Raw genomic sequence first — 21,923 nt, 5'->3', positions numbered from 1 at the left:
GTGAGCCCTTTTGGTTTGAACTATGCCACGCTTGGGATTGCGCTTTGTTTTTTATCAAGAGCACCACTTAGGCGTGTTAATAGCAGTGCAACTATGACGATTGCCGCTCCAACCCAAGGGGTATGCATGAGCCCTGCTTCAGCGACAATATGGCCGCCACCCCAAGAGCCTAATGCGATACCAACGTTAAAGGCCGCGATGTTTAAGCCAGAGGCAACGTCAACACCATCAGGCGCATACTTCTCTGCTAGCTTCACTACGTAAACCTGCAGTCCCGGGACGTTACCGAAGGCAAATGCACCCCATACCAAGATAGTGATGATGGCTGCAATCGGATTCACTGCCGTGAAGTTGAACACCAGTAGAATGCCAGCAAGACCTGCGAAGATAATTGTTAGGGCTTTAATTGGACCCATAGAGTCCGCCATTTTCCCGCCCCAGATATTACCGACAGCCACAGAAACCCCATAGACCAACATGATCAAGCCGACAGCACTAGAATCAAAACCTGACACTTGTTCTAGGATCGGTGCAAGGTAAGTAAATGCGGTAAACGTACCACCATAGCCCAGTGCAGTAATCGCGTACACGAGAAGCAGACGAGGCTGCGCCAGTACTTTCATTTGCGCTGATAGTTTTGCTGCTGGTGGCTGTTTTAGGTTATTTGGAACAAGGAAAGCGCTGCCAATCAGGGCAATTAATCCAAGTACCGCAACAACCAAGAACGTGGTTTGCCAGCCGAACGTTTGTCCGATGTATGTGCCAAGCGGAACACCTGTCACTAGAGCAACAGTCAGCCCAGTAAACATAATGGCGATAGCGCTCGCGGCTTTCTCTTTAGAAACCAAGCCTGTCGCAATAGTCGAGCCAATGGAGAAGAATACCCCGTGAGCAAGACCTGTCAGGATGCGCGCAAGGACAAGAGTGTTATAGCCAGGTGCTTGCCAAGCCAAAAGATTTCCCGCGACAAACAAACTCATAACAGAGAGTAGAACGTATTTGCGTTTCCAGTTTCCTGTCAGCGCAGTCAATACAGGTGCGCCAACCGCTACCCCAAGCGCGTATAAGCTGACCAGTAGTCCAGCAGAAGGAAGTGAAACTCCAAGATCGGCAGCCATGGTTGGTATTAATCCAACGATGACGAACTCAGTGGTACCAATGGCAAAGGCACTGAGTGTAAGTGCAAAAAGTGCAATAGGCATGTGATGTCTCCAGTAATGCGCAGCCGCTCTTATTAGTGACTGCCTTCGTTTTGTTGGGCCGCATTATTGAAGAAAGTTGGATTGCGAAAAATAGTATTTGTAACAAATGATTTTTACAAATATTGCAAATATAGGATCTGACCAGGTTACCAAAAGTTAACTACTTGAAAGTATGGGGATCTCGACCCACAATCAATGGCAACCTATGAGAACGTGAATGAGGGAGTGAGTATGTCTACATCGGTAAAACTAAAAGCGGGCGATGCGTTTCCATCACTACAAGCAACGTTATTGGATGGTTCATCGGTCACACTTGGTGAGCCAAAAAACGGATTAACATGGCAAGCGGTGTTTGTGTATCGCGGTAAACACTGTCCACTTTGCACCAAATACCTCAACGAACTTGAGTCTTACAAGCAAGCATTTGCTGATGCAGGTGTGGATATATTGGCGGTATCCGGGGATTCTAAAGCGCAGCTAGGACAGCACTTAGAGCAGCTAGATGTGAGCTTCCCACTGGCTTATGGTTTGACGGAAGAGCAAATGAAGCAGCTTGGCGTGTATATCTCTTTGCCGCGTTCTGAGAAGGAAACAGACCATAATTTTGCTGAACCAGGACTCTTTGTGGTGAATGAGCATGGCAATCTTCATGTTGTAGACATCTCAAACAACCCGTTTGTGAGGCCAGAGTTAGGCGCGCTATCACGTGGTCTCGCTTGGATTCGCGATCCGAACAATAACTACCCAATTCGCGGCACGTTAGATTACTAATTCTGCATTGCGACGCAGTAAAGCAAAGGGGAGCATCATGCTCCCCTTAATTTGTTGTGGCCGTATTGTTAAGCCCGAATTTGAATGTCGTAGGTCTCTGACCAAATGCGAAGATCATCTAGTATCTTGAGCGCGGTGCGACCAAATTCGGTAAGCTCGTAGCTAACAGCAATCGGTCTATCACTGATGACCTTGCGCTCAACCATGCCTTCTAGCTCAAGCTCTTTCAGTCTCTGGTCGACCATTTTTTTACTAGCGCCGCCTAGCAGGCGCGTTAGATCATTAAAACGCACCGGACCATCTTTGAGATGATAGATAATGGAGCCCTTCCACTTACCACCAATCAGGCGCATACCTTTCTCGATCGCACAGGGCTCTGAGCAGACGTTTTCTACCGACTTACGCCCGCGATTATCAATCTTGATTTGGCTTTCCACGATAAAGCTCCTAGGTCACCAAATGGTAACTGGTTGAAACAGAAATATAGGTCACCATAATATACCTAGTCACTAGAAATTCAATAAAAGAAAGAATTTCAATATAAGAAAGTATTAACAAAGAGAAAGTCATTATGAGCCAGAAAATCAAACTGGATGTGGTATCGGATGTTGTGTGTCCATGGTGCATCATAGGTTACAAGCGTCTAGAGCAAGCGATACGCGAACTGGGTGTCGAGGATCGTATCGATCTTGAGTGGCAGCCGTTTGAGCTCAACCCTCATATGCCGTTGGAAGGTCAAAATCTTCGTGAGCACTTGGCAGAAAAATATGGCACGACAAAAGAAGATAGTATTCGCGCGCGTGAAAACCTAACGAACCTCGGTGCCGAGTTGGGCTTTCGATTTCAGTACGACGACGATATGAAAATGCTCAATACGTTCGAGTCACATATCTTGCTTGAGTACGCTAAATCGCAAGGTAAACAAACTGAGCTAAAACTGAGACTTTTCAGTGCGTTCTTTGGCGAGGGGAAAGATATTAGTAACCGCGAAGTATTGGCTACTGAGCTACAAGCAGTTGGACTAGACAGCCAAGAGGCACTCCAACTTCTCGACAATCCAGAAGCACGTCTGCAAGTTCAACAAGCAGAAGATATGTGGAAGCAAGCAGGTATTAGCTCCGTCCCAACGGTGGTGTTTAACCGAGAGAGTGCATTGACGGGTGCTCAGCCGGTCGATGTTTATAAGCAGGTGTTGCAAGAGTTGCTTGATAAATAGCCGTTCAAGTGAATCGAGAGGGTCAGGCATTACGAATGCGATGTCTGACCCTTGTTGATATTAACCTACATCAGTATTGAGTTCCTGCTCTGCGACGGACAACATTGCAAACTCTTCTTCTGCACTAGATGCCACTAAGTTGTTTCGACTATAAAGGCCATAGTAAACCCCGCCAATGACAAACAGTCCAAATGTCATATAGAACGCCGATGGGTCAAACGCATACACACCGGTAAGTGCGACAAGCGATAAGGTGAGTGAGATCCCAGAGGTGACAACCCCGCCCGGCGTGCGATACGGACGCTCAAGATCTGGTTGCTTCACTCTTAGTATGATGTGGCTAAGCGACATTAAGGCATAGGACACAGTCGCGCCTACAACAGCCATGGCCAAAATCAAGTCTCCCTCGCCAGTTAGAGACACTGCAAATCCAAAGATGCCTGGAACAATCAGAGCGCGAGATGGCACTTTGTTTCTACTGGTTAAAGATAAGCTTTTCGGCAGATACCCAGCTCTGGATAGTGCAAAAACCAAGCGGCTATAGCCGTAAACAATCGAGAAGAATGAGGCGATGAGGCCAGCAAGTCCAAGCATGTTCACTAAGGTTGCAATTGTAGGGTTGTTCGTCACTTTTAACGCATCGACCAGAGGTACGGCACTTGCGCCAATCAGCTCTGAACCCGCAGCGCCTGCAAGTAGAAAGACAACGAGTGCGGCAGTGACGAGTAAGAATACCATCGCGCCAATAATACCTTTTGGTACGTCTTTTGCTGGATTTTTAGCTTCTTCTGCGGCGAGAGGCACCCCTTCAACGGCTAAGAACAGCCACATCGCAAAGGGCAGTGCAGCCCAAACACCATACCAACCAAAAGGTAGGAGTTCTGTTGCTTCTGCAGTGGCAGGTGCGATGTCAAACAGGTTACTGGCATCAAAGTGACCAATGAGTGCAACTGCGGTCAGTATGATAGCGAGAACGGCTAGACCGCTAATCACCATCATAACCTTGAGCGCCTCACCGACACCAAATAGGTGAATACCAATAAATGCCGCATAAAATAGCGCATAAACGACGGGCCCATCTATCCCTATCAGCTCATTTACCGCTGAGCCAATGAAGATGACGATGGCCGCCGGAGCTAGCGCATACTCGATGAGTACCGCCAGCCCAGTGACAAAACCACCAGTTGGCCCCATAGCTTGCCTGGCAAAACTGCACCCCCCGCCAGCGGCAGGAATGGCAGCGGACATCTCGGCGAGTGAGAGCACCAGAGTAAAGTACATGACGGCCATGGCGATGGCAGCAATAAGAAACCCAGCCCAGCCGGCTTGTGCGATACCAAAATTCCAGCCAGCGAAGTCGCCAGAAATGACATAAGAGACTCCGAGGCCTGCAAGTAAAATCCACCCTGCGGTGCCTCTTTTTAACTGTCTTTTCGACAAGTATTCTTGATGTTTGGTCATAGTAGATCCCTCTACAAACGGTTGATAAGAAAATTGTTAGAGTTGGTTTGGTTGAGTGTTGAACTGCTGTCGTCGTCAATCTCAGAGCGGTCTTTGAGATCGACACCAGATAGCTGTAGTCGCTTCGCTTCTTCGAGCAGGTATAGGGTCCGCTGACAGGCGTCGTCGTAACTCAAACCTTCAGGCCTAATATTTGAGATACAGTTTCTCTCAGAGTCTTTGGCGCCTCGTTTTGCACCCCACGTCAGGTACAATCCCATGCTATCTGGTGAAGATAATCCGGGCCTTTCACCTATCAAAATAAGCGCCATACGAGCGTTAAAGCATTCAGCGACATCATCGGCAATCGCGACTCTCCCTTGCTTGACGATAGTAAGGGGCGCTAGGTGCCATGATTTGCCTTCGTCTAGTTTTCGAAGAAGCTGCTCTAGAAAGGGGGCGGCGTGATTCTGTATTGCCGTTGATGACAACCCGTCAGCGATGACAATAGCGAGATCGGGTTGGGTTTGAGATGTGGACGCCTGTTTTTTCAGTTTTGCCCAAGACGCGACACTGAGCTGTCGCCCTAAATCGGGTCTTTGAAGGTACATTAAGCGATCGGTTATTTTGCTTTCGACAACTTGAATTTCTCCTGACGCGATGGACTGTAGTATTGGTAACTGTTCAAGGTCGATTTTTAAGGCTTGAGTATCTAGCGCGTAGTGTACGGCATCCATCGCTTGGGCGTGATCAAGCTGAAACGACAGCAGTGCGTCTGTCGGGATGCTGTTGCCAGTTCTGCCCAATGCTATTCTTGCTGAGGTCATGCTACGCAGTTTCTGCCAAGGGCTGGTCACCACAGAGTTTGATGCTTTGTTTATGTTGACTACCTTCGTCATGTCTCTTTCCTTAGCTAACCTGTTTGATGGCATTGGAGAACGGAGTGGCAAGCTGGTCGTTTAGACGCACTTTATCGACATCGTCAAAAATCCGAGTCTCTACCAGCCACTTCTCGAACTCAGGGGCTGGTCGTAAGCCAAGCACTTTTCGAGCGTAGAGCGCGTCGTGAAATGAGGTGGTTTGATAGTTAAGCATGATGTCGTCGGAGCCAGGGATCCCCATAATGAAGGAGCATTCAGCGACACCGAGTAAAGTGAGTAGATTGTCCATGTCATTTTGATCGGCGTAGGCATGATTGGTGTAGCAAATGTCACAGCCCATCGGTAACCCGAGCAACTTTCCGCAGAAATGATCTTCCAGTCCCGCCCTGATAATTTGTTTACCATCAAACAGATATTCTGGTCCGATAAAGCCCACAACGGTATTGACTAGCAAAGGGTCAAATTGACGTGCCACCGCATAGGCTCTTGCTTCGCAAGTTTGCTGATCAACGCCGTGAAAAGCGTTAGCAGACAGCGAGGTACCCTGACCCGTTTCGAAATACATGACGTTGTTACCCACCGTACCGCGATTGAGTGACAGCGCTGCCTGCTGCGCTTCTTCCAAAATAGAAAGATTGATGCCAAACGTGTCATTGGTGCCTTGGGTCCCACCAATCGACTGAAACACCAAATCGACAGGTGCTCCTAGCTCGATGGCTTCAATGGTATTGGTGACATGAGTTAAAACGCAGGACTGAGTTGGTATCTGATATTGCTGGATGACCTCATCCATAAGCTGCATGAGCTTTATCGCTTGAGGAACGTTATCCGTTGCCGGATTGATGCCAATGACGGCGTCGCCATTCCCGTACATCAGGCCATCGAAAATACTCGCGGCAATACCATTGAGTGAATCAGTTGGATGATTGGGCTGCAGACGAGTGGAAAGGCGGCTCGGCAGTCCAATGGTATTTCGAAAGGCAGTCACAACCTGACACTTCTTAGCGACTAAGATGAGATCTTGATTGCGCATGATTTTGCTCACCGCCGCTACCATTTCTGGCGTAAGCCCTGGCCTTATTTGCGCCAGTGTTTCCGAGTCAGCCTGATCGCTAAGTAACCAGTTTCTAAAATCACCTACCGTGAGGTGCTCGATGAGTGAGAAGGCTTGCTTGTCATGGCTGTCGATGATCAGTCGGGTAATCTCATCACTTTCGTAAGGGATCACGACGTCATTGAGAAACGTTTTGAGCGGTAAATCTGCAAGCGTCATCTGCGCCACTACGCGCTCTGCTGCAGACTCTGCACACACTCCAGCTAAGGCATCTCCAGATCGCTCAGGGGTGGCTTTCGCCATCAGTTCTGCAAGCGAACTAAACGTAAATACATGGTTTCCGTGTTGTCGGCGATAAGGCTGTCGACGATAGGGTTGTCGATGGTGCTTCGCTGTCATGACGACTCCTTTATTGGTTCGATTCTTGCTGCCTTTATCACTGAGCGTGTCTCGCAGCTAATGGGTGAGTTTGCGAATAGCGTTCCATGTGCATATCAAAAAATGGCAACTATTAAATTTGTTAGTAAACAGTGTCTTATAGAGCTTATGCTCCATGGTGGGGCGCCAGAAATCCCTTTAGAAGGAGTAGTTGTGATGGATGACATTTGCAAGTTTGCGCCAGAGTTGTGCATTCGTCCCTCAAATGATGCAAACCAACAAGCAGACGACTTGTTCAATTGGGCCCAAGCCTATGATCAGATCACGGATGGTGCGTATCTTGGTCGTATTGTAGAGCGACGCTTTTCTAAGGTTCATGTGTTTCGTGAAGAGAGCAATCGAGGTTTAAGGCAGGATTGCCAAGTCACTAAAGGTGGGCTGTGGCTAGGGTTAAGTGCGACTGATAAGTCTCTGTATCTTAATCATCACCAGCAAGACGCTGACGATATGTTGCTTCGCGCAGGCGGACTGGATTTTGAGCTAGTGACGCCGGAAGATTTCTCGATTTACGGCGTGGTGCTGGAGGACCAAGCTTTAAGCTCTATTCTCGACCAGTTGGATGTCGAGACAGACAGTTTGGCAATGCTCAGTAAAGTAGTATCGACGTCTCATGCTCATCAACTAAAAGCCTACCTTTCGATATTGTTATCGAATCAACCGGTAGGTTGGTCTTGCCGCACTCATGAGTCACTACTTTTGGACTTTGTAGCAGATGTCCTTGATTCGTCTCGCGGTAGCGGCGATTCAATGGAGCCTTTGTTTCAACGCGCTAAAGTCATGAGGCGGGTGAAGCAAACATTAGAGAGTAGCGATTGGTCTCATCCAATGACCATCAACGAGCTTTGTAGTGCCATACATGTGAGTCGCAGAACGTTACAAAACACGTTTCACTCTTGTTGTGGCATGTCGCCCCACCAGTTTCTCCTGCGAGTGAGGTTGAACCAAGCTCGCAGGGCTTTAATCAGTAGTGACGGCGAGCACTCCGTCTATGATATAGCGTTTAATCATGGCTTCTATCACTTAGGGCTTTTCGCCGGTAACTACAAAAAGCTGTTTGGTGAGAGTCCGTCTGCGACGCTTACACAACGTTAGTTTCAGATGATTCATCAACTATGGCGGCCGTTTGAGCCGCCATAGTAACAATGTGCTTTAAGCTTGATAGCGTTAGAAGTGCTGATTCAGGTGCGCTTCAAATCGTGCAAAATCGGATCCAATCTCCGGGTTTTTCAGTACGTCGTAACACGCGAATGTGGGCAGTGCCGTCATATCGAAGAAACGGAAGTTGCAATGCATGGGAAACATAAGGTCATCGACGCTTTTTCCTTCGAACAGATACTCTTTCGGGTCATCGAATGACTCTTTAGGCGCATTAAACGTCAAAGACAACATGTACTTTTTGTTGGTTAGGGTGCCGCCTGTCCCGTAGTTTTCTCTCGGACTTTTTGATGAGCGGCCGTCCATATTACACAGTGCTCCGCCCATACCTGCAGTAAACACATCGTCCATATAGCGCTTAAAAGACCATGGAATCATCATCCAGTTGACTGGAGACTGTACGATGACTTTGTCTGCCCATTCAAAATGAGCTAGTTGCTCAGCGACATCCAAATCATCTTGCATTGTTACAACACGGACGGTGTGGCCTTTGCTTTGTAGTATGCCCTTTGCTTGTTCAACAAGACTGCCGTTGAGTCTGCCCGGTGAAAAATCTGAAGGTTGATGCGCGTTGATGATAAACACATTACTCATGAATATTCCCTTTCAATGTATAGAGTGAATACCGATACTGCGGGGTAGGATCTCACTAAGTATGGTCGAATCATTGAGAGCTGCAACTTAGTCGAATCCTGTAAACTTTGACGCTCAGCCCCCATACTGCAAGTAACCATTCGAGGTATTAATGGGAGCTAGTTTTGCTGTTTTACTTACATCGACTAATTTCACCATTACTCAAAGGATCGACCTCTCAACAGGGATAAATGATACGCAGAGTGTGAGGATAGAAAATGAATATCAAGCGACGTGTTCAAAGAACAAAACTAGAGAAACTGTTTGCCGTAGCCAAATTTGAGCTCGTTGAAGGAGGCTACTATTACATTGCGCGCAGTGCCTTACTTCAAAAGCTACTAAGACCAGAGGTCTAGCCAGGCCTTTTTGGCAAGTTAAACGGAGTCGTGACAGACTCCGTTGCTTTATCTAAATCAACCGCTTTAGGGTCCACTCAATGACTAGAAGTTAGCATTGAGGTGCGCTTCAAATCGAGCAAAGTCATTGTCGATATCCGCATTTTTCATCACATCATACGCTGCAAAGGTAGGTAGCGCTTGCATGCCAAAGAAGCGGAAGTTTGCGTGCATGTGGAACATCAAATCGTCGACGCTTTTACCTTGGAATAGATACTCGGAATCGTTATTGAATGACTCTTCTGGAGCATTGAAGGTAAGCGATAGCATGTACTTGGAATCATTGAGAACACCACCAGTACCGTAGTTCTTTTTCGGTTCAGCTTCAGTGCGGCCATCAAATAAGCAAAGATCACCCCCCATACCGGCAGTGAATACTTCATCCATATATTTCTTAAAACTCCAAGGCACAGTCATCCAGTTGACTGGCGATTGAATGATGACGCGATCAGCCCATTTGAAGTTTTCAAGTTCAGCAGGGACATCAATGGTTTCTTGCATAGTGACAACGCGAGTCTGGTGACCCTTGCTCTGCAAAAGTGTCACGGCTTTGTCGACGAGTGTCGCGTTCAATTTGCCTTCTGAAAATGGATAAGGTTGGTGTGCGTTGATAATAAGTACGTTGCTCATGGTTTAATGACCTCTTAGTTTCACGTTGGCTAGGAATCACTCCGAGCGCTTGAGTGGTATCTTATGGTAACCTAAAAACCAATTGCAATTAGTATACTTTTAGTAACCTACATGTTTGACTCTTTAGATACAGAACGGTCATCGTTGATCACACAGTTTTTGATCTTGATTGTGTACCTTCAATCAACAACTTAGTAATCTAAATCTCAATTAATTGTGGTTTATCAAACAGAGACAAAACAATGAAGGTTGTTGCGGTAACCGCATGCCCGACAGGCATCGCTCATACCTATATGGCAGCAGACGCCATTCGTAAGGCTGCCCAAAAACAGGGCATAGGTATCAAAGTGGAAACTCAGGGCGCAATGGGAATAGAAAGCCAACTGAGTACCCAAGATATTGCTAATGCAGACTTGGTATTGATTGCCTCTGATATTGAAGTGGAGCATCGCGCGCGCTTCACGGGTAGCAAAATACATTGCGTTACGATCGAAGAGGTCCTTACGGATGTCGAATCTGTACTTCAGCGCTGCGTTGAATTGGTTGGTCGTTAGAGCATGATAGAGCGTCGAATTACATTTGTTCTGCCTGAAGATGGTTTTTCAGGTTGGAAGGTGAATCGATTGAAAACCTTGAGCGGCATGTTTCGTTCTGTGGTGATATTGCACAATTTGACGTGCTGGGACAGTGCCAACATTGAACACGCGCTTAAAGTCTTTGCGCTCGCAGGAAAACAAGATGATCTTTGCCAACTTCACATAGAAGGCTCTGACGCCGAACTTGCCTGTATGGTGTTGATGGACTTTGTTGCTGAACATTTTATGTTGGTCAACACGGCGCACCGCTCTAATAAGCGAGCAAACCTGTCGCTTCTCAAAGCGCTCAGCACCTTTCAGTTACCCTTCGAGCTTGATTATCACTTTGCTCGCGTTGAGGATTCCGAAAAAGCACAAGTACTTGCAAAGATTGCCAATCTAGCAAGTCAAGAACATGGTGCTAAGCTGGAGCAAGACTTTCTTAACCGCGAATTGCACTCATCTACTGCCACAGGAAAAATGATTGCTCTGCCACATATCATCACTCCATTGATTGAGAAGGCAACGTTGGTTGTGATTAAGTCGGCTGAGCCTATGGACTGGCAATCACCGAAACTTGGGCCAGTATCGCTGGTCATTTCATTAATCTTGCCATCTCCTCCTACCCGACCTTTATTGGTTAGTTTTACCCATTTAACCAAGTCTCTTCTAGATGAGGAGTTCTGCCATCTCCTGACCACGAGTCGTGAGCCAGAAGCGATAAGAGCCATCCTCACCCATCAACTTGTTAAGGGGCAGCGCGCCCAATCCTCACAGTGATTGGCGATACTCACTTGGGGTCTGCCCTGAGCGAGATTTAAATACCCTGAAGAAATAGTTTACGTCTTGATAGCCACATCGGGTGGCGACTTCTTGAAGCTTAAAATCGTATTTCTTGAGCATGAACTTCGCGCGCTCCATTCGAACCCAAGTAATGTAGTCCGCCAACGTCATATGTCCATGCTGCCTAAAAAGCCGTGAGAGATGGTTAGGGCTGATGTGAAAACGGCGGGCAATACTGCTTCTCGTGATCGTCCGATGAAAGTTTTCTTGAATGTAGATGCAGATACCTTGATAGAGGTCACCGCTTTTTAGGTTATCCGAGGGCTCGGACACCATAGCTTGGCTATAGGAAAGCAGCGCCATCAATAGATGTTCATCCATTGGCGACTTTTGGGGCTCGCGAGCAATCGCATTCAATGCCTCTAAAATATGGTCGATAGCGTGCCCGGTACGGGTCTGGATACTGTGTTTTTGGATATCATAGAACCCTTTCTCGCCCTCACGCTTACTCACTAAACTAAAACCCATTTGACGTTTGCCAAACAGCAAACTCAGCACTGAGCAATCCCCTTGCCAGTTAGGTTTGTTCCAGCAGTTGGGTGGGATATAGAGCGCATCACCAGAGAACACCTTAATGGTTGAAATGCCTTGCTCAGGATCTTCGAGTTCATTTTCATATTCACCACTTATTACCAGCTCTAAGCGTGGAAAGTTGACCTGATAGCTAAATGCTGGTGGCGTTAACTGATCGGCCGCAAACCAGATTCGGTTGAAATGCTCTCTTTCAGAGATCAGGGTCTCAATCAGGTTGTGGAACATAGCGACAGTTTCTCCAGTAAACGAGAGTAAAAACAGAAAAAATCGTGATTCACGTCATGGTTATTCTAACCCTAGAGTAGGTTACAAAGCTCTAGAAAGGTATGACAAGAAAAATGTCTCTCGATTCTTGTCTCAAACACGAATCAATATAAGTTATTGTAAAATATTAACATATTGTCATTTATTTTAAGCCGATGGACTAGTTGTTTATATTGAGCTAGTTCACACTAAAATAGTATGGTTACAATAATCCAGTAAATGCCTTCTTGGTGCACTAAAAAATAATGCCAAATCTACGGATAATTATCCTATCGAGTGACTACATCACTTCTCGACTCTAGCGCCGGTGACATGCACGGTAATAAAAACTGGGAAAGAGAATCTTGTAGTCCAACCTCCCGACACAAGGTTAAATAGGACAATCATTATGATTACGGAACTCATCAATGAAAAACTGATCTGCCTCGATCTAAAAGCGACCAGCAAGGATGAAGTTTTCTCCGAGATGGCAGAGCTTCTAGCAGAGCAAGGTAGAATCAGTGACAAGCCCCAGTTCTTAGCAGATATCTATGCGCGAGAAGAAATCGGCAATACCGGTTTTGAAGATGGCGTCGCTCTGCCTCATGCGAAGAGTAAAGCGGTTAGTGAGCCAGCGGTAGCTATCGGTGTCAGTAAAACGGGTATCGATTATGGCGCGGAAGACGGCCAACCATCGAAACTGTTTTTTATGATTGCCTCCCCAGATGGTGGCTCAGAGCATCATATCGAAGTACTTGCTGAGCTTTCTTCGAAATTGATTGAAGAAGGGTTTATTGAAAACTTTCTTAACGCTCAATCTGAACAGCAAGCTCTCGAATTATTACTCGCAAAATCAGAATCTAGTAACGATGTGCCGGAAGCAAACAAAGGTTTTTTGATTGGTGTCACTGGATGTCCGACAGGGGTTGCGCACACCTATCTTGCTGCCGAGGCGCTTGAAAAAGGGGCAGCAGAGCTTGGTTATCAAATCAAGGTCGAAACTAATGGCTCTATCGGTGTTAAAAATGCCCCGACTGCCGAAGAAATTGCTCGAGCGGATGCGATTGTTGTCGCTTCAGATAAACAAGTTGATATGAATCGATTCGCCGGCAAGAAACTCATTGAGGCTGGCGTTAAAGCGCCGATTAGCGATGCAAAAGGCTTGATTGAAAAATCGCTAAATGCTCCGGTTTTTGTCGCCGATGCGGCAGCTGCTAAGTCTGTTGACAACTCGTCAAAGCGCTCAGATCTTTATCGTTATCTGATGAACGGTGTATCGCATATGATTCCGTTCGTTGTGACCGGTGGCTTGCTCATTGCTTTGGCGTTGGCGATTGGTGGTCAACCTACAGAAGCGGGTATGGCGATTCCTGACGGCAGCATGTGGAACAAGGTGCTTGATGTGGGCGTTGTTGCCTTTACGCTAATGATTCCTATCCTAGCTGGTTATATTGCTTATGCGATTGCTGACCGCCCTGGTTTAGCACCTGGTTTGATTGGTGGTTGGATTGCAAACAACGGCTCTTTTTATGGTGCTGAGGCAGGCACTGGCTTTATTGGTGCTATCGTCGCGGGCTTATTGGTGGGCTACTTCGTGAAATGGGTAACGACGCGTAACTACCACAAGTTTATCCAGCCTTTGGTGCCAATCATGATTGCGCCTATTACGGGTTCACTGTTTATCTCAGCGCTGTTTATCTTTGTTATTGGCGCGCCGATTGCGAGCCTGATGGATAGCCTGAATGCGATGCTAATCAGCATGAGTACGGGCAGCGTGATTTTGCTGGGTATCGTACTCGGCGGTATGGCTGGTTTTGATATGGGTGGTCCATTTAACAAGGTAGCGTTTCTATTCTCAGTTGGCATGATTGCGAGTGGTCAGACACAGTTCATGGGGGCAATGGCATGTGCTATCCCAGTAGCACCATTAGGTATGGGACTAGCAACAGTACTTGGTCGTAAGTTCAACCTATTCGAAGAGTCAGAGCTTGAGGCGGGTAAAGCTGCAGGTGCGATGGGCCTAGTAGGTATCTCTGAAGGTGCGATACCGTTCGCAGCGCAAGATCCAATGTCGGTCATCCCTGCCAACGTAATCGGCTCTATGGTTGCAGCAGTTATGGCGTTCTCATTCGGCATCACGAATAGCGTAGCCCATGGTGGTCCAGTCGTTGCCTTACTTGGTGCGATGAACAAACCGCTGCTTGCTCTAGTTTGTATGGCTGCTGGTACTGTTGCGACTGCTTTGGTTTGCATTAGCTTGAAGAAAATGCGTGTAGAAAAAGTTCAATTGGCTGCGGCGTAATTAGTAAACTCTACACTCTATGCTGTTAACGAGCTCCTAAAGGTGCCCCCCGCGCCTCTAACGTAAAAGCCCCATAAATGGGGCTTTTTTTATGAAACTTGCTTACATCGGGCATTCACCCCAATCGCATTCAACGTGGTAAATAAGGTCTGTCACCTTAGTTGGTGTTAAGCGGTCCTTTGCTTCTACTTGAAGCATATGTGCTGTCAGCTGTTCGAATAATTGCCAATGTTTTAGTAGGCATTCATCCTCTTCCGTTGCTACGTCGGACCAGGTCTCTTTAAGCATTGGCATCATGCAGGCAGAACCATAGGCATATAGCATCATTTGCCATTTAAGCTCGCGCATTTCGAAGTGTTTGCCATCGGTGCGGTCTTGGTTATATTTGTCGACCAATGCCATCACAATGCACTCAATTTCACCTTTACTATCAATGAAATAGTCGAAAAATTCATTTTCTTGACGCATAGCGTCTGCGATGAGCTGAATTGGCTGACGCACCACCATTAGGTTGGCTAGCATTTCACAGGCAAATCGGTATAGCTTGATGTTCGCGGGTGTATCTTCTGGGAGTTGCTCGAGCAGATTTAAAATGTACTTCTGCATGTAAGCATGCATGTGGTCGCTGATGCCGTACCAGATTTGTTCTTTGCTACCAAAGTGGTGACGGATCAAGCTGTGCGAAACGCCGGCGCGCTCACTGATATTACGAATAGAAACTCGCTCATAGCCAAGTTCGCAGAACATTTCTGCGGCGACCGTCATGATCAGGTTTTTCGTCTCTTCTGCCGCCATGGCGCTGCGACGACCTTTCTTCTTCTCCACTCGATACCTTTTTAATTAATCAATCCTATACAGGGTACTGAATTACCTACCTATCGACAAGATGCACATCAATAGGGCTGCACAATGCAGTAGATCTACTTAAGCCAGGGTTCGAGAGCTTCTTATAACCAAAAGCGATGAAGCTCATCGAAAAAATTATACTGCACACATGTGCAATAATTATTGATCTCCTTCAAATTATACATATACTGCACAACTGTAAAGTAATTTACTGCACACCCGTAAAATATAATTTGGGATAAATATTATGAAAACCCATCGTCTATTCAAAAATACCAGCATGCTGGTGCTCCCCGTTATGGCGGCCATTGGTCTGTCTGGGTGCAACCAAGCACAATCAGAAATCAATGAGCCAGTGATTAAGCCTGTTAAAGTGGTGGAGGTCCCAGAACTCAATTTTGCTCCTGTAAACAGTTACCTAGCGCAGGTTGATGCAACAGACCGTGCGCAACTCTCTTTTCAAGTAGCAGGGCAAATTTCATCCATAGACGTGAAGATGGGTGAGGCGATTAATAAAGGTGAGATCTTGGCGACGCTCGATCCTACCGATTACCAAGTCGCGCTCGATGCAAGACAGGCTGAATTTGATCTAGCGGAATCTCAACTGAAACGCGCTAAGCAGCTTTTTGCCAAAAAGCTGATCAGTGCCGATGAGTTTGACCGCAACGAAACTCAGTTTAAAGCCGCTGAGGCATCCCTTGCCCAAGCCAAGGCCGACCTTGGTTATACCCAAATTATCGCGCCATTTGATGGTGTGGTATCCCTGACGTATCAAAAGCCTTTCGAAGTCGTGGGTGCGAAGCAGCCTATTTTGAACCTTATTAGCAGCCAAGATTTGGATGTTACCTTCACGATTCCAGTGACAGAGGTGAAGGCGATGACCCTTGAGCAGCTAAAAGACCAGCATTTCTTTGTGACTTTGGATAGCCATCGCAACCAGCGAATCGAAGCGCGTTTTCGCGAAATTGCGATGCAGCCTGATCTTGATACCAACAGCTATGCCGCTGCGGTAACTATTGCAAAGCCTGCAAACATCAATGTGTTGTCTGGCATGTCCGGACAAGTGCACATTCAAAGTGAAGCCAAAGAGCGAGCCTTCTCACTACCGGCAAGCGCTTGGATTAGCCAACAAGACAGCAGCGGTAAAGTATGGCGCTTTGATCCTGAAACGCAGCAAATTCATCAAGTCCAACTTTCTACCAACGAGGTTGGTGCGGTAACCGCAGGTCTTCAGCAAGGTGACCAAATTGTGGTTGCTGGCGCTGCCAATCTAGTGGAAGGACAACGCGTAAAACTATGGACACGTGAGGGCGGTATCTAGTGAAAAAGTCAATTATTGCAATCGGACTGGCAGCACTCACGCTTCAGGGCTGCTACTCGGATATCACCGTTCGTGAACGAGCACCTTTGATGGTTGAGACCATTGAAGTGTCAAAGCCTGTTGAGCAGCAGTATCGCGAGTTTCGTGGTCAGGTGGTGACTGCAGAGCAAACAAAGCTGTCATTTCGAATTCAGGGTGAGATTGCTCACCTTCTTGTGAAGCCGGGACAATCGGTGAAGAAGGGTCAAGTGGTCGCTAAGCTCGACGATAAAAAGCTCCAGCAGCAATATCGTGATGCACTAGCTCAGTATGAGTTGGCGACTAAGCAGTTACGTCGTGGCGCAGAGCTTTACTCTCGCGAAATGATCTCGAGCTCTGAGCTAGATGAGCTGACGTCTAACCGACAGCTTACCAAAGCGCAATATCAGAATATTCAGCATCAGATTCAGTACACCAGTTTGAAAGCGCCATTTGCTGGCGTCGTCGCTGAAGTGGACAAAGAGCGTTTTGAGAATGTTGGTCCAGGTGAAACTGTGGTCTCGATTTATCAAGATGACAAGGTCTATGTGAAGATCAGTCTCTCCGACCATATTCTGGCCTCTATTACGCCACAAGCACAGCGAGATGCTTATGAGCCAAGAGCTTTCTTCTCTGGTCAGGATAAAAGCTACACCATGGAGTATCTTGAGCACTCTAGTGAGCCTGATGCAGTAAGCCGTGCCTACGAGCTTTGGCTTCAGATGCCTCAGCCAGATGCCAAAATCTTGCCGGGTACGAGCGTGTCTGTGCACGTTGATATGGTGGCTGCCGGACTTAGTACAATTCAAGGTTACCAATTGCCAATGACAGTGCTAGAAGCAGGCAACCAGCCGAGCGAATTCTTTGTGTGGAAACATGAAGAAGGCGTAGCAACAAAAGCGCCAGTGCGCGTTGATCAAGTCAACAGCTTCGGTGTGATTGTCGACTCTGGCGTGAGCCAAGGTGACATTTTGATTAGCTCTAGTTTAAGAAAACTGAGAGACGGTGAAGCAGTAGCGCTCATGGAGAACAATAAATAATGAGTCTTACCGAGTATTCAATTAAAAACCGCGTCATAAGCTGGCTGTTTCTAGTTATCTTAGCAATCGGTGGTATTCAATCGTTTAACGACTTAGGGCGTTTAGAAGACCCTGCGTTTACCATCAAAGATGCCATGGTTATCTCTACCTATTCGGGAGCCACTTCAACCGAGGTTGAAGAAGAGCTCACGTATCCGCTAGAAAAAGAGATCCGCAAGCTTCCTTATATCGACAACATCAAATCCACGTCCTCTGCCGGTCTTTCTCAGATCATGGTGAGTATGGAGATGGATTATGGCCCGGACGAGCTTCCGCAAATTTGGGATGAGATGCGTCGTAAGATCAATGACCTGCGTCCAAACCTGCCTGCTGGCGTTAACTCAATTCAGATCATCGATGATTTTGGTGATGTGTTTGGGGTGATGATCATGGTAACGGGTGATGGCTATGACTATGTCGAGCTCAAGCGTTATGCGGATTACCTTAGCCGAGAGCTAGAGTTGGTCGATGGCGTTGGTAAAGTCGATATTTCTGGCAATCAACAAGAGATGCTATTTGTCGAGCTATCATTGGAGCGCCTTTCTGCCCTTAACCTAGACATGAACACCGTGATGGGACTGTTGAACCAACAAAACAGCGTCCAAGCTGCGGGTGAAATCATGATCAACGGCGAAAGCTTGGCAATTCGTCCTAATGGCAGCTTGGACTCTGTTGAGTCATTGGAAAACCTGATCATTCATGGTCGCGACACAGGTAACTTGATTCGTCTGAAAGATGTGGCTGATATCTCTAAGGGTATTCAAGAGAAGCCATCCAATGTGATCACCTTTAATGGTAAGCCTGCGATTAACCTAGCGATTTCGTTCGGCTCTGGCGTGAACGTGGTTGAGGTAGGTAAAGCGCTTGATGCTGAGCTACAAGCTCTAGAGAGCATTAAGCCAGCAGGTATTCATCTTGATTACTTCTACAACCAGTCAGCGGAAGTTGATAAGTCGGTTCAAGACTTTGTTGTGAGCTTAGCTCAGGCGGTGGGCATCGTTATCGTGGTGCTGCTGTTTACCATGGGTATGCGCAGCGGCATCATTATCGGTTCGGTATTGCTGCTCACCGTGTTTGGTACCTTCATCATGATGAGTATCAACAACATCGAGCTTCATCGTATTTCCTTGGGCGCGCTAATTATTGCTCTGGGTATGTTGGTGGATAATGCCATCGTCATTGTTGAAGGTATTTTGGTTGGATTAAAACAAGGTCAAACCAAGAAGCAGGCAGCGATGAGTATTGCTAAGCAGACTCAGTGGCCATTGCTAGGCGCAACAGTGATTGCGATTACTGCGTTTGCACCTATCGGTCTTTCACAAGATGCGACGGGTGAGTTTATGGGCTCACTATTCTGGGTACTTTGTTACTCGCTGTTCCTAAGTTGGATTACGGCGCTAACACTGACTCCGTTCCTTGCAGACTTGCTACTCAAAGAGTCGGACAAGAATGAACAAGCAGACAATGCAGACCCATATAAAGGCGTGCTGTTTAACGTGTTCCGCTGGTCCCTGGAGTTAGCTCTTAAGCTTCGCTGGCTGACAGTCGCGGGTATGATTGCCTTGTTGGTTTCGGCTGTGATGGCATTTGGCTTGGTGAAGCAGTCGTTCTTCCCACCATCGAATACGCCAATGTTCTTCGTAGATATGTGGATGCCTGAAGGTACGGATATCCGTCAGACCCTGAAACAAACCGAGCAAGTTGAAGAGTATATTCAGTCGCAAGGCGATGTAGAGTTTGTATCGACCTCGGTAGGTCAGGGTTTGCAACGCTTTATGCTGACCTATCAACCAGAGAAAAGCTACGAGGGCTATGCGCAGCTACAGGTTCGTACTACGAGCCGAGACAACATGTTTGAGCTACTGCACAAGCTGGATTCGGAGCTTGCCCATGAATTTGCTGCGCCAACATTCCAGCTGAGGCTAATGGAGTTTGGTCCGTCACCTGCATCTAAAATAGAAGCGCGTATTGTGGGACCTGATCCGCAAGTACTGCGTGATATCGCGGTTCAAGTAGAAGACATTTTGCTCGCAGATCCGGGTTCACGAAATGTTCGCCACGACTGGCGTGAGCGTACGAAGCAGTTGGTTCCTCAGTTCAATGAGTCGAAGGCACGTCGCTTAGGTATTTCTAAAGAAGATCTTTCGAGCACACTGCAGCTAGCCTTTGGCGGTAATACGATTGGCGTGTTCCGCGATGGCACACAAATGTTACCTATCGTTACTCGTCTAACGGAAGCTGAGCGTGTCGATTACGCATCATTGCAGAACATCTCTATCTGGAGCCCGATGCTGCAGACGTATGTCCCGGTAGAGCAGGTGATTGATGATGTGACGCTTGAGTGGCAAGAGCCAATCATTCAGCGTCGTGACAGAAAACGTACGTTAACGGTATTAGCTGACCATGATGTACTTGGAGATGAGACAGCAGCGAGTTTGTTCGCTCGCGTTAAGCCACAGGTAGAATCACTGCCTTTACCTGCTGGCTACACGATCGAATGGGGCGGCGAGTATGAGTCGTCCAAAGATGCACAGGAGGCGATGTTTAAATCGTTGCCTATGGGCTACTTACTGATGTTTATCATCACTATGTTGCTGTTCAATTCGTTCAAAAAGCCGCTGGTGATTTGGTTGACTGTGCCACTGTCTATTATCGGTGTTGCATTTGGTCTCTTATTATCAAACATGCCATTTAGTTTCACGGCGTTGCTCGGACTATTGAGCTTGAGCGGTATGATTCTGAAAAACGGGATTGTATTGATGGATCAGATCAACCTTGAGTTAGAAAGTGGTAAAGACCCGTATCTAGCCATTGTCGATAGCGCGGTGAGTCGTGTGCGCCCAGTGAGTATGGCAGCCCTGACTACCATCTTGGGTATGATTCCATTGGTGTTTGATGCGTTCTTTGGATCAATGGCGATCACGATCATGGCAGGTCTTGGCTTTGCAACAGTACTAACACTCATCGTTGTTCCTGTGTTGTTCGCTATTTTCTTTAAGGTAAAACCCGCGAAATAACTGAAATTACAGTGGATATGACGAAAAGCCTGCACTAATTGCAGGCTTTTTTGCGTTACAAGGATGTGAATTTTGAACCCGCTTCTCGCATTTTGACGCCATTTTTGTGATTTTTGCGGACGAGTTCCGTATTCATCGTCTTTATCGAGTTATTTGTAAGTTAATTTCGAAATCTTGATCAAATTTTCGCAAAATAATGACGTTATTTTGGAATACCAACCACATTTTTTGGCATGATCGTTTTGTAATTCGACCCACTTTCAACACAATATGGTCACGAAACGATCAGATGCAAATGGAGACACCTCACATGCCGACTAACTACTGCGCAGCGTGCAAGAAAGATACCGCCCATAAAGCAGTCATGCGCCGCAGTCATAACGACAGTTCATCCGCGCTTCAAAGCTTCCAAATGCTTATGTCTCAACTGGTTAACGGTAGTGGTTACTACAAGTTAGAACGCCAACTGTATTGCCGAGTGTGCAATACTCAGAACCAAGAGTCTGTAAAACCAGTTATCACTGGTCAAACGAATCTGGCTTAGATTCACACTGTAAACTGTTATCGATTAGTGGGATTTGTCACAACTTTGTGATCTCGCATCTATTTACAGGCATAACCTTTGATTTACAATCGTGAAATCTCCAATTCACTTGAGTTAAATCAATGGCTTCGCTTGCTTTAGATAAAATCGATTTGGAAATCCTTCGAATACTTAGCCGTAAAGGTCGTATGCCCATTGTCGAGTTGGCCAAGCTCGTCAACCTTACGACGTCTCCATGTTCTGATCGCGTTAAACGGCTAGAGAAAGAGGGATTCATCCTTGGTTACCATGCAGAGCTCAACCCAGAAAAGTTGAACTTGGATGTTCAGGTCTTTATTCATATCCGTCTGGATCAGACGAGTTTCTCCATTTTTGAAAAGTTCGCTAAAGCTGTTGAGCTTATGCCGGAAATCGAAGAATGCTATTCCCTCTCTGGTGATTTCGACACCATGATCAAAGTTCGCACAAAAGATATGAAGTCCTATCAGTCTTTTATGTCAACAAAGCTTGGTACCTTGCCAGGGGTGATTCAAACCCGCAGCGAAGTGGTGATTGAGGAGCATAAAACCGGTTTTGGTGTAAATCCAGATTTACTCGACACACTTTAGACTCAACTAAGACAAATCGTTACCTACCTTGCGTTGATAAAAACGCCCTCATCCTCGAATCTTTTCACCTATATTCCCGCACTTGAGACTGTCGCATTTCTTTTTTGAGAATTTGCGCAATCTCTCGTAGCTAAGTGTTTATATATTTGAGTTTTTTTGTTAATAAATGATGTATATA

The 21,923-nt window shown here is 46.7% G+C and carries 21 protein-coding genes; 12 read left to right on the top strand and 9 right to left on the bottom strand.

The annotated features are described in order from the left end of the window. Positions 1–20 precede the first annotated feature (20 nt). Complete coding sequence (locus J4N45_RS26905) at positions 21–1,202, bottom strand: MFS transporter (RefSeq protein WP_252015883.1); 1,182 nt, start codon at positions 1,200–1,202, stop codon at positions 21–23. 231 nt (positions 1,203–1,433) lie between these two features. Here J4N45_RS26905 and J4N45_RS26900 point away from each other — a divergent pair, with 231 nt between their 5' ends. Continuing rightward, positions 1,434–1,973, top strand: a complete 540-nt coding sequence (locus J4N45_RS26900; RefSeq protein ID WP_252015881.1) for a redoxin domain-containing protein — start codon at positions 1,434–1,436, stop codon at positions 1,971–1,973. 68 nt (positions 1,974–2,041) lie between these two features. Here the strand turns inward: J4N45_RS26900 and J4N45_RS26895 are convergent, their stop codons facing one another. Beyond that, complete coding sequence (locus J4N45_RS26895) at positions 2,042–2,410, bottom strand: winged helix-turn-helix transcriptional regulator (protein WP_252015879.1); 369 nt, start codon at positions 2,408–2,410, stop codon at positions 2,042–2,044. A 134-nt stretch (positions 2,411–2,544) separates the two neighbouring features. Between J4N45_RS26895 and J4N45_RS26890 the strand changes: the two genes are divergently transcribed. Further along, positions 2,545–3,189 (top strand): DsbA family oxidoreductase, encoded by a 645-nt coding sequence (locus J4N45_RS26890; protein WP_252015877.1) that lies wholly within the window; start codon positions 2,545–2,547, stop codon positions 3,187–3,189. 60 nt (positions 3,190–3,249) lie between these two features. Here the strand turns inward: J4N45_RS26890 and eat are convergent, their stop codons facing one another. From eat to J4N45_RS26875, 3 genes are read right to left on the bottom strand one after another with little or no spacing between them, the layout of a single operon-like run. Then, complete coding sequence (gene eat, locus J4N45_RS26885; RefSeq protein WP_252015875.1) at positions 3,250–4,650, bottom strand: ethanolamine permease; 1,401 nt, start codon at positions 4,648–4,650, stop codon at positions 3,250–3,252. 11 nt (positions 4,651–4,661) lie between these two features. Continuing rightward, positions 4,662–5,528 carry an ethanolamine ammonia-lyase subunit EutC gene (gene eutC / locus J4N45_RS26880; RefSeq protein WP_252015873.1) on the bottom strand — a complete coding sequence of 289 codons (867 nt, stop codon included), beginning with the start codon at positions 5,526–5,528 and terminating at the stop codon, positions 4,662–4,664. A 10-nt stretch (positions 5,529–5,538) separates the two neighbouring features. Continuing rightward, complete coding sequence (locus J4N45_RS26875) at positions 5,539–6,963, bottom strand: ethanolamine ammonia-lyase subunit EutB (RefSeq protein WP_252015871.1); 1,425 nt, start codon at positions 6,961–6,963, stop codon at positions 5,539–5,541. Between J4N45_RS26875 and J4N45_RS26870 the strand changes: the two genes are divergently transcribed. Next, positions 6,946–8,094, top strand: coding sequence for a helix-turn-helix domain-containing protein (locus J4N45_RS26870; RefSeq protein ID WP_252015869.1), 1,149 nt, complete (start codon positions 6,946–6,948; stop codon positions 8,092–8,094). The two genes, J4N45_RS26875 and J4N45_RS26870, sit on opposite strands and share 18 nt — an antisense overlap. Before the next feature lie 72 nt (positions 8,095–8,166). On the opposite strand, the gene J4N45_RS26865 is transcribed toward J4N45_RS26870, so the two are convergent. Continuing rightward, on the bottom strand, positions 8,167–8,751 hold the full coding sequence (locus tag J4N45_RS26865) for an NAD(P)H-dependent oxidoreductase (RefSeq protein WP_252015867.1): 585 nt from the start codon (positions 8,749–8,751) through the stop codon (positions 8,167–8,169). Positions 8,752–9,008: 257 nt separating this feature from the next. On the opposite strand from J4N45_RS26865, the gene J4N45_RS26860 reads away from it, so the two are divergent. Then, positions 9,009–9,146, top strand: a complete 138-nt coding sequence (locus J4N45_RS26860) for a hypothetical protein (RefSeq protein ID WP_252015865.1) — start codon at positions 9,009–9,011, stop codon at positions 9,144–9,146. Positions 9,147–9,230: 84 nt separating this feature from the next. Here the strand turns inward: J4N45_RS26860 and J4N45_RS26855 are convergent, their stop codons facing one another. After that, a complete protein-coding gene (locus tag J4N45_RS26855; protein WP_252015864.1) occupies positions 9,231–9,815 on the bottom strand; it encodes an NAD(P)H-dependent oxidoreductase in 585 nt (194 codons plus the stop codon). Positions 9,816–10,057: 242 nt separating this feature from the next. On the opposite strand from J4N45_RS26855, the gene J4N45_RS26850 reads away from it, so the two are divergent. Beyond that, positions 10,058–10,369: a PTS fructose transporter subunit IIB gene (locus J4N45_RS26850; protein WP_252015862.1), complete on the top strand. Its 312-nt coding sequence runs from the start codon at positions 10,058–10,060 to the stop codon at positions 10,367–10,369. A gap of 3 nt (positions 10,370–10,372) precedes the next feature. Continuing rightward, entirely contained in the window at positions 10,373–11,170 is a 798-nt protein-coding gene (locus tag J4N45_RS26845) for a PTS sugar transporter subunit IIA (protein WP_252015860.1), read from the top strand. On the opposite strand, the gene J4N45_RS26840 is transcribed toward J4N45_RS26845, so the two are convergent. After that, positions 11,162–11,992, bottom strand: a complete 831-nt coding sequence (locus J4N45_RS26840; RefSeq protein ID WP_252015858.1) for a helix-turn-helix transcriptional regulator — start codon at positions 11,990–11,992, stop codon at positions 11,162–11,164. The genes J4N45_RS26845 and J4N45_RS26840 overlap by 9 nt on opposite strands. A 427-nt stretch (positions 11,993–12,419) precedes the next feature. Between J4N45_RS26840 and J4N45_RS26835 the strand changes: the two genes are divergently transcribed. Further along, on the top strand, positions 12,420–14,312 hold the full coding sequence (locus J4N45_RS26835; protein ID WP_252015856.1) for a PTS fructose transporter subunit IIABC: 1,893 nt from the start codon (positions 12,420–12,422) through the stop codon (positions 14,310–14,312). 102 nt (positions 14,313–14,414) lie between these two features. On the opposite strand, the gene J4N45_RS26830 is transcribed toward J4N45_RS26835, so the two are convergent. Next, positions 14,415–15,137 carry a TetR/AcrR family transcriptional regulator gene (locus tag J4N45_RS26830; RefSeq protein WP_234497711.1) on the bottom strand — a complete coding sequence of 241 codons (723 nt, stop codon included), beginning with the start codon at positions 15,135–15,137 and terminating at the stop codon, positions 14,415–14,417. 268 nt (positions 15,138–15,405) lie between these two features. Between J4N45_RS26830 and J4N45_RS26825 the strand changes: the two genes are divergently transcribed. From J4N45_RS26825 to J4N45_RS26805, 5 genes are all read left to right on the top strand, one after another. Continuing rightward, positions 15,406–16,479, top strand: a complete 1,074-nt coding sequence (locus J4N45_RS26825; protein ID WP_252015855.1) for an efflux RND transporter periplasmic adaptor subunit — start codon at positions 15,406–15,408, stop codon at positions 16,477–16,479. Beyond that, positions 16,479–17,537 carry an efflux RND transporter periplasmic adaptor subunit gene (locus tag J4N45_RS26820; protein WP_252015853.1) on the top strand — a complete coding sequence of 353 codons (1,059 nt, stop codon included), beginning with the start codon at positions 16,479–16,481 and terminating at the stop codon, positions 17,535–17,537. Before J4N45_RS26825 ends, J4N45_RS26820 begins: the two co-directional genes overlap by 1 nt. Next, the gene (locus J4N45_RS26815) at positions 17,537–20,593 is read left to right on the top strand and encodes an efflux RND transporter permease subunit (protein ID WP_252015851.1); all 3,057 of its coding nucleotides are present in this window, start codon (positions 17,537–17,539) and stop codon (positions 20,591–20,593) included. Before J4N45_RS26820 ends, J4N45_RS26815 begins: the two co-directional genes overlap by 1 nt. 310 nt (positions 20,594–20,903) lie before the next feature. Continuing rightward, positions 20,904–21,137 carry a hypothetical protein gene (locus tag J4N45_RS26810; protein ID WP_042475162.1) on the top strand — a complete coding sequence of 78 codons (234 nt, stop codon included), beginning with the start codon at positions 20,904–20,906 and terminating at the stop codon, positions 21,135–21,137. Between the two features lie 122 nt (positions 21,138–21,259). Further along, entirely contained in the window at positions 21,260–21,745 is a 486-nt protein-coding gene (locus tag J4N45_RS26805; RefSeq protein ID WP_128649976.1) for an Lrp/AsnC family transcriptional regulator, read from the top strand. Positions 21,746–21,923 lie beyond the last annotated feature (178 nt).

The organism is Vibrio sp. SCSIO 43140 (assembly GCF_023716585.1).
In the GTDB taxonomy this organism is placed as follows: Bacteria; Pseudomonadota; Gammaproteobacteria; order Enterobacterales; family Vibrionaceae; genus Vibrio; species Vibrio maritimus_B.
This window is presented reverse-complemented; position numbering and strand designations above follow the sequence as displayed.